General features: G+C 68.1%; 12 protein-coding genes. 7 read left to right on the plus strand and 5 right to left on the minus strand.

Translation table 11 applies throughout. From position 1 onward, the window contains the following. Positions 1-155 precede the first annotated feature (155 nt). Both AB1281_RS21055 and AB1281_RS21060 read right to left on the minus strand, forming a co-directional pair. Positions 156-602, minus strand: coding sequence for a 3-dehydroquinate dehydratase (locus AB1281_RS21055; protein WP_004153636.1), 447 nt, complete (start codon positions 600-602; stop codon positions 156-158). 3 nt (positions 603-605) lie between these two features. Further along, a complete protein-coding gene (locus AB1281_RS21060) occupies positions 606-1,007 on the minus strand; it encodes a hypothetical protein (protein ID WP_019661885.1) in 402 nt (133 codons plus the stop codon). A 182-nt stretch (positions 1,008-1,189) separates the two neighbouring features. Here AB1281_RS21060 and lepB point away from each other — a divergent pair, with 182 nt between their 5' ends. Continuing rightward, positions 1,190-1,816, plus strand: coding sequence for a signal peptidase I (gene lepB, locus AB1281_RS21065; protein WP_430346898.1), 627 nt, complete (start codon positions 1,190-1,192; stop codon positions 1,814-1,816). Between the two features lie 124 nt (positions 1,817-1,940). Beyond that, positions 1,941-3,197, plus strand: a complete 1,257-nt coding sequence (locus AB1281_RS21070) for an MFS transporter (RefSeq protein ID WP_430346899.1) — start codon at positions 1,941-1,943, stop codon at positions 3,195-3,197. A gap of 92 nt (positions 3,198-3,289) precedes the next feature. Here the strand turns inward: AB1281_RS21070 and AB1281_RS21075 are convergent, their stop codons facing one another. Next, positions 3,290-4,198, minus strand: coding sequence for a LysR family transcriptional regulator (locus tag AB1281_RS21075; protein ID WP_075675649.1), 909 nt, complete (start codon positions 4,196-4,198; stop codon positions 3,290-3,292). A 293-nt stretch (positions 4,199-4,491) separates the two neighbouring features. Continuing rightward, positions 4,492-5,460: a LysR family transcriptional regulator gene (locus AB1281_RS21080; RefSeq protein ID WP_430346900.1), complete on the minus strand. Its 969-nt coding sequence runs from the start codon at positions 5,458-5,460 to the stop codon at positions 4,492-4,494. A 110-nt stretch (positions 5,461-5,570) separates the two neighbouring features. Between AB1281_RS21080 and aceB the strand changes: the two genes are divergently transcribed. The 4 genes from aceB to AB1281_RS21100 all read left to right on the plus strand — a co-directional run bounded on the left by aceB (position 5,571) and on the right by AB1281_RS21100 (position 12,522). Continuing rightward, positions 5,571-7,193, plus strand: coding sequence for a malate synthase A (gene aceB / locus AB1281_RS21085; RefSeq protein ID WP_430346901.1), 1,623 nt, complete (start codon positions 5,571-5,573; stop codon positions 7,191-7,193). Positions 7,194-7,257: 64 nt separating this feature from the next. Beyond that, positions 7,258-8,559: an isocitrate lyase gene (aceA, locus tag AB1281_RS21090; protein ID WP_004153647.1), complete on the plus strand. Its 1,302-nt coding sequence runs from the start codon at positions 7,258-7,260 to the stop codon at positions 8,557-8,559. Positions 8,560-8,975: 416 nt separating this feature from the next. After that, positions 8,976-10,016 (plus strand): GGDEF domain-containing protein, encoded by a 1,041-nt coding sequence (locus AB1281_RS21095; RefSeq protein WP_014035584.1) that lies wholly within the window; start codon positions 8,976-8,978, stop codon positions 10,014-10,016. Positions 10,017-10,029: 13 nt separating this feature from the next. After that, positions 10,030-12,522: a putative peptide modification system cyclase gene (locus AB1281_RS21100; RefSeq protein ID WP_430346902.1), complete on the plus strand. Its 2,493-nt coding sequence runs from the start codon at positions 10,030-10,032 to the stop codon at positions 12,520-12,522. 7 nt (positions 12,523-12,529) lie between these two features. Here AB1281_RS21100 and AB1281_RS21105 read toward each other — a convergent pair whose 3' ends face one another. Then, the gene (locus AB1281_RS21105) at positions 12,530-12,826 is read right to left on the minus strand and encodes an NHLP-related RiPP peptide (RefSeq protein ID WP_075675645.1); all 297 of its coding nucleotides are present in this window, start codon (positions 12,824-12,826) and stop codon (positions 12,530-12,532) included. 138 nt (positions 12,827-12,964) lie between these two features. Here AB1281_RS21105 and AB1281_RS21110 point away from each other — a divergent pair, with 138 nt between their 5' ends. Further along, positions 12,965-14,131: a putative peptide maturation dehydrogenase gene (locus AB1281_RS21110; protein WP_075675644.1), complete on the plus strand. Its 1,167-nt coding sequence runs from the start codon at positions 12,965-12,967 to the stop codon at positions 14,129-14,131. Positions 14,132-14,147: the final 16 nt, after the last annotated feature.

Below are 14,147 nucleotides of genomic sequence, written 5' to 3' on the forward strand. Positions count from 1 at the left end.
CCGTTTTTCATTATGTAGCGTCGAGCCATGCTCGACTTTCTTCTGTAGAGCCGAGCCATGCTCGGCTGCGATTCCCGCCCTTGTAGAGCCGAGCCATGCTCGGCTGCCTTTCGATGAAAAGCCAGTCGAGCATGGCTCGACTCTACACAAGCGGTTTACGTCCCCACGTGCACGCGGTTCGCCTGCTCGGCCAGTCCCAGGTGATCCAGCGCGATATCCAGCGCCAGTACATAACTCTGCGCGCCATACCCCGCGGCGATGCCCAGCCGCTGGCCGACGCCGGCCGGCAAGCACGGCTCGGCCACTGCGCCGTCGTCATGCACTTCCACATAGGCGTTGTGCAGGTACGGCAGCAGGCGCTGCAGGCGCAGGCTGTTGGCACACGCACCCGGGTCAAGCAGGGTCACCTCGCCGCGGCTGTGGTCGGCCACGCGCAGCGCATCGAGCAGTTCCTGTTCCGAGCCACAGGCACGGATCGCCACGCTGGTGCCGGCGTCGATCGCACGATGCACCAGTGACTTCAGGACCGGTGCCGGCAGCGGCATCGCGGTGCGGATCAGGGCGCCGGCCGCTTCCGGGCCACGGATGATGAAGATCGACATGGCTCAGCCCTCCTGTGCCAGGCGGCGGCCGACAATGGCCAGCGACAATGGGTAACCGGCCTGCTGGCTGCGCTGGTCGACCACCACGGCGGCGGGGCCGTGCTGCAGGCGCAGGCGTGCATCCAGGCCGGGCTCGCTGGGGGCCTGCAGCTCGATGTACTGCGCCGGCAGCCGTTCCAGCGCCGCCTGCAGCGCGCCACCTTCGGCCTGCCATTGCGCCTCGTCGGCGGCGCCGACATCCAGCAGTACCCAGTCGGCCGAGCGCGCCTGCGGCTGGCACAGGCACTGGCGTACCTCGGACAGGCTGGCGCAGTCGCTGCACAGCACGCGATGGCCGGCCAGCTGCGCCGGCAGCTGCGGGCGCGGCGCCGACGAAGACGCGTGGCGGATCACCAGGAGGGTCATACAACACCTTGCGGAATGCGCCCTGTGGCGCGGTGGGCACACGATGCGCGTGCTGCCCGTAAAGGTGCGATGCCCGCGGCCGGGCCGGGGCGTAAAACCTGCGTAACCCGTGTCCGGCGCTACCGGGAACCTGCGGCGCCTGCATGTGGTCTGATACCGCTACCACCTACCCGGAGCCTGTCATGGATGCTGTTGCCCGTCCTCCCTTTTCCGAACGCGCGCTGGCCTGGCTGAAGAAGGAAGCATTGCCGCTGCTGGTGATGCTCGGCCTGCTCGCCGCCGCCCGCGATACCCTGGCCAACCACTATGTGGTGCCCAGCGGCTCGATGCAGCCGACCCTGCAGCCCGGCGACCGGGTAGTGGTGGACATGCGCGCCTATGGCCTGCGCCTGCCGTTCACCGGCAAGGAACTGATGTCCACCGGCGTTCCGCAGCGCGGTGAAGTGGCGGTGTTCGATTCACCGGCCGACGGCACCCGCCTGATCAAGCGCGTCGCGGCGGTGGCCGGTGACCATGTGCAGATGCGCGAGGGCCATCTGAGCATCAACGGCCAGCCGCTGCAGATCGCCGACCTGCAGGACGTGGAAGCCTTCGGCGAGCGCCGTGCCCGCCTCGACCTGGACATGGGCGGCGGTCCGGACATTGCCGATCTGGTGGTGCCGGCCGGCAAGGTGCTGGTGCTGGGTGACCACCGCGGCAACAGCTTCGACGGCCGCTTCTTCGGCTTCGTCGACGCCGACAAGCTCTATGGCCGCGCCGTGGCGGTGTATTACCGCAGTGGCGACGGCTTCGAATGGCAGCGCCTGTAAGCTGAATTGATACTTCTGGTGTATCAATCATGACCTATCAGGTTATGGATCGACTGGATCGACGGGCCTAGTCTGAGGCCCGTTCCCTCCCACGCTTGGCCGCCCCCACCGGCCCATCGATCCCATGACTGGCGAAACCGCGGCGGCCCTCGAACGCCGCCCCCACACTGTCGACCCCGCTGCCGAGACCCGCATCCAGCAGGGCACGCCGGCCTTCCGCCGCACCGCGCTGGCGCTGTTCCTGGCCGGCTTCTCCACCTTCGGCCTGCTGTACACCGTGCAGCCGCTGCTGCCCGAGTTCAGCCGTCACTTCGGCGTGTCCGCCGCCGGCAGCGCGATGTCGTTGTCGCTGACCACCGGCACGCTGGCGGTGGCGATGCTGCTGGCCGGCCTGCTGTCCGATGCGGTCGGCCGTCGCCCGTTGATGATCGCTGCGCTGCTGGCCTCGGCCATGCTGTCGCTGAGCACCGCGCTGGTGGATGACTGGACCACGCTGCTGGTGTTGCGCACCCTGCTCGGCCTGGCGCTGAGCGGCGTGCCGGCAGTGGCGATGACCTACCTGGTCGAGGAAATGGACAGCCGCGCGCTGGGCCTGGCGATGGGCCTGTACATCGGGGGCAACGCCATCGGTGGCATGAGCGGGCGCCTGCTGGCCGGCATCATCGCCGACCATTGGGGCTGGCGCTGGGGCATCGGCGTGGTCTCGATCATTGCCATCGCCAGTACCGTGCTGTTGTGGCTGCAGCTGCCACCGTCGCGGCACTTCCATGCACGTCGCGGCGGCCTGCGCCAATTACCGTCGCGCTGGCGCACGCTGTTCGCCGACCCGGGCCTGCCGTGGCTGTTCGCTACCTCGTTCGTGCTGATGGGCGTGTTCGTCACCCTCTACAACTACCTGGGCTACCACCTGCTGGCGCCGCCGTACCACCTCAGCCAGACCGTGGTCGGCCTGATCTTCAGCGTCTATCTGGTGGGCACCTTCAGCTCGGCGTGGATGGGACAGCAGGCGACGCGTTACGGCCGCGGCCGCATCCTGTCGATCTCGTTCGCACTGATTGGTGCCGGTATCGTGCTGCTGGCGATGCCGTGGCTGAGCACGATGGCGCTGGGTATCGCACTGGTGACCTTTGGCTTCTTCGGTGGCCACTCGGTGGCCAGCAGCTGGGTCGGCAGCCGCGCCGGTGCAATGCGCGCCGAAGCCTCGGCGCTGTACCTGTTCGCCTATTACCTGGGTTCGAGCGTGCTCGGTGGTGTGGGCGGCCTGGCTTATGCGGCGTGGGACTGGTTGGGTGTGTGCCTGTTCGCCGCCGTGCTGACCCTGATCGGCGGTGGCATTGTCTGGGCGCTGCAGCAGCGCGCCCCGCAGCCGGTGACGGCGTGAATCACCGCGTACGGTAGTGCCGGCCGCTGGCCGGCTACCCCACCTGGGTCCGCATGCCGGCCAGCGGCCGGCACTACCGGGTGGCTTGCACCTCACCCTTCGGCGAACGCCTCACGCAGCAGCCCGGCGAAATTGCGGATCAACGGCGTCACACCCTCGCGGTGCCACGCCAGCTGCACTTCCGAATGCGCACCGGCATCGGCCAGCGCGACGAAGCGCGCGCCCTCCACGCGGATGTGATCGCAGGACGACGGCAGGATCGCCGCACCCAGGCCGGCGGCGGCCAGACTGATCAGGGTCGAGGCCTCACCGGCCTCCTGCACGATGCGCGGGGTGAACCCGGCGGCCGCGCACAACGCGATCATGTGGTCATGGATACCCGCACCGGCGCTGCGGCGGAAGGCCACGAACGGTTCCTGCGCGAAGTCGCGCAGCGACAGCGTGCCCTGCGCCGAGAGCCTGCGCAGGGCAGGGTGGTCGGCATGCACGATCAACGCCAGTGGATCGACGAACAGGCTGTGCGCCACCAGCTCCGGCGGCAATGCGCGCTTGCGGATGATGCCCACGTCCAGTGAACCGTCGAGCAGCGCATCGATCTGCTGCAGGGTATTCATCTCGCTCAGCTGCAGCCGCACCTGCGGATAGCGTTGGCGGTACTGCAGGATCGAGCGTGGAATCTGCGGCGACAGTGGCGTCGCGCGGGTCAGCCCGATGCGCAGCTCACCCTGCTCGCCGCGCTGCGCGCGCTGGACTTCGTCAACCGCCGTTTCCACCTGCTGCACGATGGCGCGCGCACGTTCCTGCAGCAGCTCGCCCGCCGGCGTCAGCTGCACACGACGATGGCTGCGCACGAACAGGCGCGCACCGATCAGGTCTTCCAGCTGGCGGATCTGCTGGCTGAGCGGCGGCTGCGACATGCCGAGCCGCTCCGCCGCCTGGCCGAAGTGCAGCGTGTCGGCGACGGCAAGGAAGTAACGCAGATGGCGGAGTTCGATGGACATGGGGCCAGTTTATTCATCGTCAGCCGGAAATGGGGTCAGAGCCCGTTGCGCAGCAACGGGCTCTGACCCCGCCAGATCGCGGCCAACTGTCGAAGGCGGGGTGGGTCCGGTTGCGGGGGCGTGAGCCGCATGGATGCGGCGACCGAGCTTACATGGACGTACTTGCAGCGTCCCCCGCAACCGGATCCACCCCGCCATCCCACGGAATGCCCGCTTTTGACGTTGACGTTGACGTTGACGTTGACGTTGCTTCGGCTTCGGCACGTGCAGGGCGCAGCCCTGCCGAACACCCCTCACCGCTCGGAATGCCCGCTCTGGTCGTAATCGCGCGGACTGAACAACTCCGGCTGGATCAGCTCGATGAACGCCCGCGCCTGCGCCGACAGCGCCTTGCCACGCCGCACGATCACCCCGTAACTGCGTTCCGGGAACCAGCGCTTCATCGACCGCGCCGCCAGCCGCTCGCGATCGGCCTCGTTCAGGCACAGCGCCGGCACGATGGAAATACCCATGCCCATCGCCACGTACTGCTTGATCACCTCCCAGCCGCCCACCTCCAGCGCCACGGTGTAGGCGATGCGGTGGCGCTGGAACACCTGGTCGACCAGGCGGTAGGTGATCTGCCGCTTCGGCGGCAGCACCAGCGGATAGCGCGCGATGTCGGCCAGTTCCAGTTCGCCACCGCTGGCCAGCGGATGGTCGTGCGGTGCGATCAGCACCTGCTCGAAGCGGTAGGCCGGGGCGTAGCTGAGGTCGGCCGGCACGTCGGTCATCGAACCGATTGCCAGGTCGGCGGCGTCTTCGCGCAGCAGGTCGGTGCCATCGGCGCTGATCGCGTTGTGCAGGGTCAGGCGTACGTCCGGGTGGTGCATGCGGAAGCGTTCGACGATCTTCGGCAGCAGGTACAGGATGGTCGAGCTGTTGGCGGCGATGTTCAGCTCGCCGGCATCCAGGCCACGCACCTTGTCGCGGAAACGCGCCTCCAGCCCGTCCAGGTTCTCCACCAGCGGCTGTGCCATTTCGTACAGCAGCTGGCCCTCGCGGCTGGGCACCAGGCGGCGCCCGCTGCGCTCGAACAACGGCACCCCCAGCTCCCGTTCCAGCGCCTGCAATTGCAGGCTGATCGCCGGCTGGCTGACGAAAAGCGCCTCAGCCGCCCGTGAGACCGAGCCCAGGCGCACCGTCTGGCAGAACGCGCGCAACGGCTTCAGCCGGTCGGATTTGTAGGAAAAACGCGGACTTGGCGGGGCGCGTGTGGTCATCGTGTCACAAGTATTAGCACAATTTATGTAGAACATTGCAAAAACTGTTTTGCCAAATACTCGGCCCCGGCGGCACCGTGGAGACGTTCCCCCACCGCTGGAGTCGCCCCATGTCCGCCGTCGCTTCCGCTGTTCCCACCCCCGCCAGCAAGGCCACCCCCGGCATCGCCCTGGCGACCCGCGTGGCCGGCCAGGACACCCTGCTGCCGGCGCCGCTGCTGGCCCTGCTGGTGTCGCTGCACCGTGCGGTGGAACCGGGCCGGCAGGCACGGCTGCAGGCGCGCCGCGAGCGCCAGGCGTTCTTCGACCAGGGCGGCCTGCCGGACTTCCGTGCGGACACCGCCGCGATCCGCAGCGGCGACTGGCGCGTTGCGCCGCTGCCGGCCGCGCTGCTGGACCGCCGCGTCGAGATCACCGGCCCGACCGACCCGAAGATGGTCATCAACGCGCTGAACTCCGGCGCCAAGGTGTTCATGGCCGACTTCGAGGATTCGACCTCGCCGACCTGGCGCAACCTGCTGGCCGGGCAGCAGTCGCTGGCCGCCGCGGTGCGTGGTGATCTCGAATACACCGCACCCAATGGAAAGCACTACCGCCTGCGCCCGTACGACGAGCAGGCGGTGCTGATCGTGCGCCCGCGTGGCTGGCACCTGGACGAGAAGCACGTGCGCATCGATGGCCAGTTCATCGCTGGTGGCCTGTTCGACGCGGCGGTGTTCGCCTTCCACAACGCCCGCACCCTGCAGGCGAAGGACCGTGGCCCGTACTTCTACCTGCCCAAGCTGCAGAGCATGGAAGAAGCGGCGCTGTGGGAAACCGCGCTGTCGCACATCGAAGGCATGCTCGGCCTGCCGCACGGGCAGATCAAGGTGACCGTGCTGATCGAAACGCTGCCGGCGGTGTTCGAGATGGACGAGATCCTGCACGCGCTGCGCGACCGCATCGTCGGCCTGAACTGCGGGCGCTGGGACTACATCTTCTCGTACCTGAAGACCTTCCGCCGCCACGCCGACCGCGTGCTGCCCGAGCGCGGCCAGGTGACCATGACCCAGCCGTTCCTGAAGGCGTATTCGGAGCTGCTGATCCAGACCTGCCATCGCCGTGGTGCGCATGCGATGGGCGGCATGGCCGCGCAGATTCCGATCAACAACGATGCCGCTGCCAACGAACAGGCGATGGCCCGCGTGCGCGCCGACAAGCTGCGCGAAGTGACCGCTGGCCACGATGGCACCTGGGTCGCGCATCCGGCGCTGATTCCGGTGGCGATGGCGATCTTCGACGAACACATGCCCGGTGCGAACCAGCACAGCGTGCTGCGCCAGGATGTGCGCGTCGGCCGCGACGAACTGATCGCACGGCCGCCCGGCACCATCACCCGCGCCGGCTTCGAAGGCAACGTGGAAGTCTGCGTGCGCTACCTGGCGGCATGGCTGGATGGCAACGGCTGCGTGCCGATCCACCACCTGATGGAGGACGCGGCCACCGCCGAGATCAGCCGCAGCCAGCTGTGGCAGTGGCTGCATACGCCGGGCCAGCAGCTGGACGACGGCACCGCCATCGACCTGGCACTGCTGGATGCCACGCTGGCGCAGCTGCCGGCACGGCTGGGTGACACCACCGCGCTGCCCGGTGGCGCACGCATCGGCGAGGCCATCGCCCTGCTCGGCGAACTGAGCCGCAGCGACGAACTGACCGATTTCCTGACCCTGCCGGCCTACGCGCGCATCGACTGATCGCCGCCCGCGTTTCCCGCCGTTTCCCTCCCCGCTGCACGCACGAACCGAACTGGAGAAAGACATGAGCAAGCTGCCCACTGCCGAACAGATCCAGCACGACTGGGATACCAACCCGCGTTGGGAAGGCATCCAGCGCAACTACAGCGCCGCTGACGTGGTGCGCCTGCGCGGCACCGTCCACATCGAGCATTCGCTGGCCCGCCTGGGTGCGGAGAAGCTGTGGGCGTCGCTGCATGAGCGCGAGTTCGTCAACGCGCTGGGTGCATTGACCGGCAACCAGGCCATGCAGCAGGTCAAGGCCGGCCTGAAGGCGATCTACCTGTCTGGCTGGCAGGTGGCGGCCGACGCCAACCTGGCCGGGCAGATGTACCCGGACCAGTCGCTGTACCCGGCCGATTCGGTGCCGGCGGTGGTCAAGCGCATCAACAACACGCTGCTGCGCGCCGACCAGCTGCACCACGCCGAAGGCAAGGACGACATCGATTTCCTGCAGCCGATCGTGGCCGATGCGGAAGCCGGTTTCGGCGGCGTGCTCAATGCGTTCGAACTGATGAAGGCGATGATCGAGGCCGGTGCCGCTGGCGTGCACTTCGAAGACCAGCTGGCGTCGGTGAAGAAGTGCGGCCACATGGGCGGCAAGGTGCTGGTGCCGACCCGCGAGGCGATCGAGAAGCTCAACGCCGCGCGCTTGGCCGCCGACGTGCTGGGCGTGCCGACCCTGCTGGTCGCGCGTACCGATGCCGAAGCCGCGGATCTGCTGACCAGCGACATCGATGGCAATGACAAGCCGTTCGCCACCGGCGAGCGTACCGTTGAGGGCTTCTACAAGACCCGCAATGGCCTGGACCAGGCGATCAGCCGTGGCCTGGCCTACGCGCCCTACGCCGACCTGGTGTGGTGCGAGACCGGCAAGCCGGACCTGGAATTCGCTCGGAAATTCGCCGAGGCGATCCATGCGAAGTTCCCGGGCAAGCTGCTGGCCTACAACTGCTCGCCCAGCTTCAACTGGAAGAAGAACCTGGACGACGCCACCATTGCCAAGTTCCAGCGCGAACTGGGCAGCTACGGCTACAAGTTCCAGTTCATCACCCTGGCCGGCTTCCACGCGCTGAACTACGGCATGTTCAACCTGGCCCACGGCTACGCACGCCGGCAGATGAGCGCGTTCGTGGAACTGCAGGAAGCGGAGTTCGAAGCGGCCGAGCGCGGCTTCACTGCGGTCAAGCACCAGCGCGAGGTCGGTACCGGCTACTTCGATGCGGTGACCCAGGCGATCCAGCAGGGCCAGTCGTCGACCACCGCGCTGACCGGCTCGACCGAAGAGGAGCAGTTCCACGGCGGGCGCAGCGAACGCGCCGCATGATGCGGTAGTGCCGGCCGCTGGCCGGCAACCACGTGCTCCTTCGGGCACCGCAGGGAAGCCGGCCAGCGGCCGGCACTACCGGGCCTCAGAGCGATCAGGGTGGCCAGGGAAGGGCCAGACAACGCCGGCCGGTCGGGGGACCTGCCGGCGTTGTTGTATCGATGCAAGGGTGCAGCGCGCGGGCAGCGTCAATCAGGCGCACCCCCTGGGCCGGCAACTTGGCCGAAACCCTGTGAAACCCGGCATCGGATTGATCCAGCAGGAGTTTTGCCCGGACACCGGTGACCAGAACGGGCCAGCACCGATCTTCACATCAATCAAGATCGGCGGAAGGGTCAAAATGAGATAGGGCGCACACTTTAAAGCGGTGCTATGCTCCGCGGCTCACCAGGGGACGCTGGCGGCGGGTGCAGGGAATGACCGGCAGGGGTGCGGCCGAGAACAGTGATGTGACGACAGGTATCGCCCGGGTGGCGATGGCCGAGATCGTGCACGCTCTGTTGTCAGATGCCGAGGTGGCATTGTTCGCCAGATTCGCCCGCGCATGCAAGCTCCGTGCCGGACAGTGGCTGTTCCAGCGCGGCCACCGCGGCGAGCGCATGTATGTGATCCTCGAAGGCCAGATCGAACTGGACTTCGGCGAGGACCTGGTGATCAAGACGCTCGGGCAGCACGAGTTCTTCGGAGAACTGGGCCTGCTGGTCGGCGATCACCTGCGCAGCGCCAGCGCGCGCGCGCTGGTCGACTGCGATGTGCTGGAGCTGGGCCCGGCCGATTTCCACCGGCTGGTCGAATCCGATCCCGGCCTGGTGGCCTACTTCCTGCGCCGCACGATCATGCGCGTGCTGACCAACGAACAGGCACTGATCAGCCAGCTGCGCCGGCGCAACCACGATCTGGAAACCGCGCTGGACAACCTGTACATCACCACCCACCAGTTGACCCACACCCGAGAGCTGGTGCGTACCGATGAACTGACCGGGCTGCACAACCGCCGTGGCCTCACCCTGTACCTGCAGGAGTGCCGCGAGCATGCCGAGGGGCCGCCGCAGGCGCTGCTGCTGATCGACTGCGACCGTTTCAAGCAGATCAACGACCGCCACGGCCACCAGGCCGGCGACCGCGTGCTGCAGAGCATGGGCAACATCCTGCGCTCGATGGCCGGCGAGCAGGACCTGGCCTGCCGGCTCGGCGGCGATGAGTTCTGCCTGATCCTGCGCCGTGGCAACCACGAGATCGTGCAGCACGCGGCCGAGTTCATCCTCAGCGCGGTGCATGGCCTGCTCGAGCGCAGCCATGGCACGCCGCATGTAAGCCTGGTCAGCATCGGAGCCAGCCTGCTGGCCGCCGACGCGGACTGGAGCGAGTGGTATGCCAGCGCCGACCGGGCGCTGTACCGGGCCAAGCGTGACGGCGGCAACTGCCTGCGCTGGGTGGATGATCCGGACGACCAATAGGGAGATGCAGGCGATGAATGGCGACAACGGAACGTCAGCCCCGCATAGCCCACAGCTACGCGCCCTGCTGTTCACCGATCTGTGTGATTCGCTGCAGCTGGTCGAGCGGATCGGCGATGTGGCGGCGGCGAGCCTGTTCCAGGAACACGACCGCCTGGTGCTGGTGCTGCAGCACCGCTGGAATGGCCAGCTGATCGATCGCTCCGACGGCCTGTTCATGCTGTTCGAGCGCGCCATCGATGCACTGGGCTTCGCCCTGGACTACCAGCGTGAGCTGCACGCGCTGGGCCAGCAGCGCGCGATTGAACTGCGCGCGCGTGCCGGCCTGCACGTGGGTGACGTGCTGACCTGGGAGAACAGTGCCGAGGCGGTCCGTGCCGGTGCCAAGTCGATGGAGGTGGAAGGCCTGGCCAAGCCGATGGCGGCGCGCCTGATGATGCTGGCCCGCCCCGGCCAGATCCTGCTGTCGGCGGTGGCCGAATCGCTGACCCGCCGTGCCACCGATGCACTGGGCGAGCGTGGCACGCGCCTGCTGTGGAAATCGCACGGGCGCTGGCGCTTCAAGGGCGTGCCGGTAGTGCAGGAAGTGATCGAAGTGGGCGAGATCGGTTCGGCGCCGCTGCGCATGCCACGCGCCAATGCCAAGGCGCGCCGCGACCTGCCGCTGTGGCGACAGCCGCTGGTGCTGGCCGCCGAAGGCCTGGTACTGGCGGTGGCGGTGCTCGGCGGTTGGCTGCTGCTGCGGCCGGAACCGGCGATTGCGTTCGCTGAGCGCGACTGGGTGGTGCTCGGCGATGTCGACAACCTCACCGGCGATCCGATCTTCGATGACTCGATGCGGCACGCGATCCGGATCGCGCTGGAGCAGTCGCGCTACGTGAACGTGCTGTCGGAGGGCAAGATCCGCGAAAGCCTGGAAATGGCGCGGCTCTCGGGCGATACCCGGTTGAACCGCGATACCGCCGTCGACGTAGCGGTGCGGGAAGGCGCGCGCGCCGTGCTGTTGCCGACCGTGCGGCAGAAGATCGGTGGCTATGAGCTGGCCATCGATGTTGCTGCGCCAGGCAGCGGGCAGGTGATCCAGACGTTCACCGCCACTGCGGATCGATCCGATCAGATGGTGTTCGCGGTGGACGATGTGGTCGGGCGCCTGCGGCGTGGACTGGGCGAGTCGGTGGCAAGCCTGGAACAGTCGTTGCCGTTGCCGCGGGCATCGACCCAGGACCTGCGCGCACTGCGTGCATTCGCGCTGGCCGAGAGTGCGCTGGGCCAGCGTCGCTTCGAGGAAGCGCGCAACCTCTACCAGGCGGCAATCGATATCGATCCTGGCTTTGCCCTGGCCTACATGGGCGTGGCCAAACTGCATGCGCGCGTCGAGGAAGGGCGGCGCGCGCGCGAAGCCATGCAGCATGCGCTGGACCTGCAGGATCGCCTGCCACCCCGCGAGCGGCTGTACCTGAAGGCCTGGATGGCCGAGCTGGAGCCGGGCGGCTGGGCGCTGGAGCAATGGCGCACGCTGGCCAAGGTCTACCCGGATTCGTTCGCGGGGCTGTCCAACACGTCCTGGTACCTTCTGCAGGCCAACCAGTTCAGCGAGGCCGAGCCCTATGCGCGAGCGGCCGCGGTGCCGCAGGACCCCTTGCGGCTGTATCCGCTGGTCCATCTGGTGCGGATACAGATTGCTGCCAATCAACCGCAGCGTGCCGCCGAAACACTGGCCCAGGCGCAGATCCTGCGCGGCCGTGATGACGCCGATGAGACCGGCGTGGATGTGCTGGTGGCGCAGGGACAGTACGCCAAGGCAGCAAAGCTGTTGCCGCAGATCCACGCCAGCGATGCCCTGCAGCAGCGGATGAAGCTGCGTGCACAGCTGCTGCTGGCGGCCGCGCAGCGCGACTGCGCGGCGATGCAGCGGGCGATACGCGAAGATGCACCGGCGCCGACGCTGATCGACCTTCAGGTACAGCAGCGCCTGCAGCACGCCAGCGTGGCGGCGTTGTGTTCGGGCGCCGACCGTGCCGAGCTGCAGGCCATCGCAGCGCTGCTGCAGCCGATGCTGCAGGAGCGCGATGATCCCATGCTGCATGCCCGTGGCCTGCAGTGGCTGGCGCTGGTCCATCTGGCGCAGCGCCAGGGCCAGTTCGAGCTGGCCAGGCGCTGGCTGGACGATCAGCGGCCCCTGCTGCGCAGTCTGCGCAGCCCGGTCGCGGACCGCTGGCTACGCATCGTCAGTGCCATGGATGAGCTGCAGATGCAGCGCCCCGAGGCCGCCCGCACCCTGATCGAACCGATGCTGGATGGCAACGAGCCGGTGCAGGCGCACGTGGTACTGCTGCTCGCGCTGCGCGCACAGGGCGATGAAGCCGCCGTGCGTCGTCAGCAGGCATGGCTGGTCCAGCATCGCGGCCAGGCCATTGCCGAGGTCACTGCCCTGCAGGTGTGGCAACCGCTGAACGTGTATGACGTCTCCACGTGGGCAACGCCGGCCACGGCCGGCGCGCCCTGATGGCGGGTCAGCCGTCGATGCGCTCGCCGACCTTGCCGGCTTCGAAGCAGAACACCACGGTCATGGCCGCCACCGACCCGGACAGGTGGGCCTGCAGCCCGTCACGCACCTGGCTCAGCTCCTCGACCGAAGCCAGGGTGCCGATCTTCATGCAGTCGTTTTCGCCAACGGCACCGTCCAGGCCGATCGAGGCCAGGGCCTTGGCCGGCGAAGCGGTGAAGTGGCTGCGGAAGTCGTCGCTGCCGATCAGGTGGTCCAGCAGGGTGCTGGCGTCTGCGGCGGAAAGGCGGGGATGGGTGCTCATGGGGATCGTCCGTAGGTGGAGTTTCTCGTATCGGCCGCGACAGCCTGCCATTGAGGGCCGCGCGTTGCACGTCGCTAAAGTTGGCCGCGCTGCGGTCGTTGCTGCTATGCCGGTTGTGCGGCAGAAGGAAGGAAACCCATGCGCCTGCGCCGCTGCGCCAGCCTGATGTTCGAGCCCCGCGAGGCGGTCACCCTGGACCTGCGCGCGATGCTGGCCGGCCATGCCGAGATGGACAGTCAGATCAGCTGGGTGGCGCTGGCCGCCCATCTGGACCAGCCGCTGCCGGTGGACGCCGAGGAGCGCCAGTTGCTGGGCGAGCTCAGCGCGCACCGCTGGAGCGAACCGCCCGCCGATGCCTCCCCGGCCATGCTGGCCCGCCTGGTCGAGCAGGGCCTGCTGCTGACCGACCCGCCGAGCGAGGTGGGGCACCAGATGCGCGACGAGGCGCTGCGCCGCAGCCAGTGGTGGCCGCTGGCTGCGCTGGCGCATCGCCATGCGCGCTGGCAGGCCGTGGACAGCGTGGAGGACATGCGTCGGCAGGGGCTGGACACCGCTGCCGGCCTGCGCCAGCGGCTGGGGCCGCCACCGCCGGTGGTACAGCCCATGCAGGGCGACTACCAGCCGCTGCCGCGCAGCGAGGAGGCCGCGTTCGATGCACTGCTGGCGCGTCGCACCACCTGCCGCAATTTCGACCCGGAGCGCGCGCTGCCGCTGCCGCTGCTGGCCCAGGTGCTGCAGCGCACGCTGATGGCCCACGCGGTGCAGAAGGTCGAGCGCGATACCGAGTTCCTGAAGAAGAACGTGCCTTCCGGTGGCGGCCTGCATCCCACCGAGGGCTTCCTGCTGGTGCAGAACGTGGAAGGACTGGTACCGGGCCTGTACCACTACCACCCGGTGCAGCACGCCGTGCTGCCGCTGCCCTCGCCACCGCCGCAGGCACTGGCTGCGCTGGCGCGGCGGATGCTGTCCGGGCAGGAGTGGTTCGCCGATGCACCGGCGCTGCTGGTGCTGGCGCCGCGCTATGACCGCTGCTTCTGGAAGTACCGCAACCACGCCAAGGCGCACCGTGCGGTGACGCTGGATGTCGGCCACATCTCGCAGCTGCTGTACCTGTGCGCGACCGAGCGTGGGCTGGCGGCGTTCGTCACCGCAGCCATCAACGATGCCGATGTCGATCGTGCCTTCGGGTTCGATGGCATCGGCCAGAGCGCGATGGCCATCTGCGGCCTGGGTTGGCGCAGTGCCACGCTGGACACGGCCGAATTCGATCCCGCTGGTCGGGTGACGGCGGGCGACGACCGCTGAGCGGCCGTCGCCCCGG

It is taken from the genome of Stenotrophomonas sp. NRRL B-14846, assembly GCF_050473585.1.
Lineage (GTDB): Bacteria > Pseudomonadota > Gammaproteobacteria > Xanthomonadales > Xanthomonadaceae > Stenotrophomonas.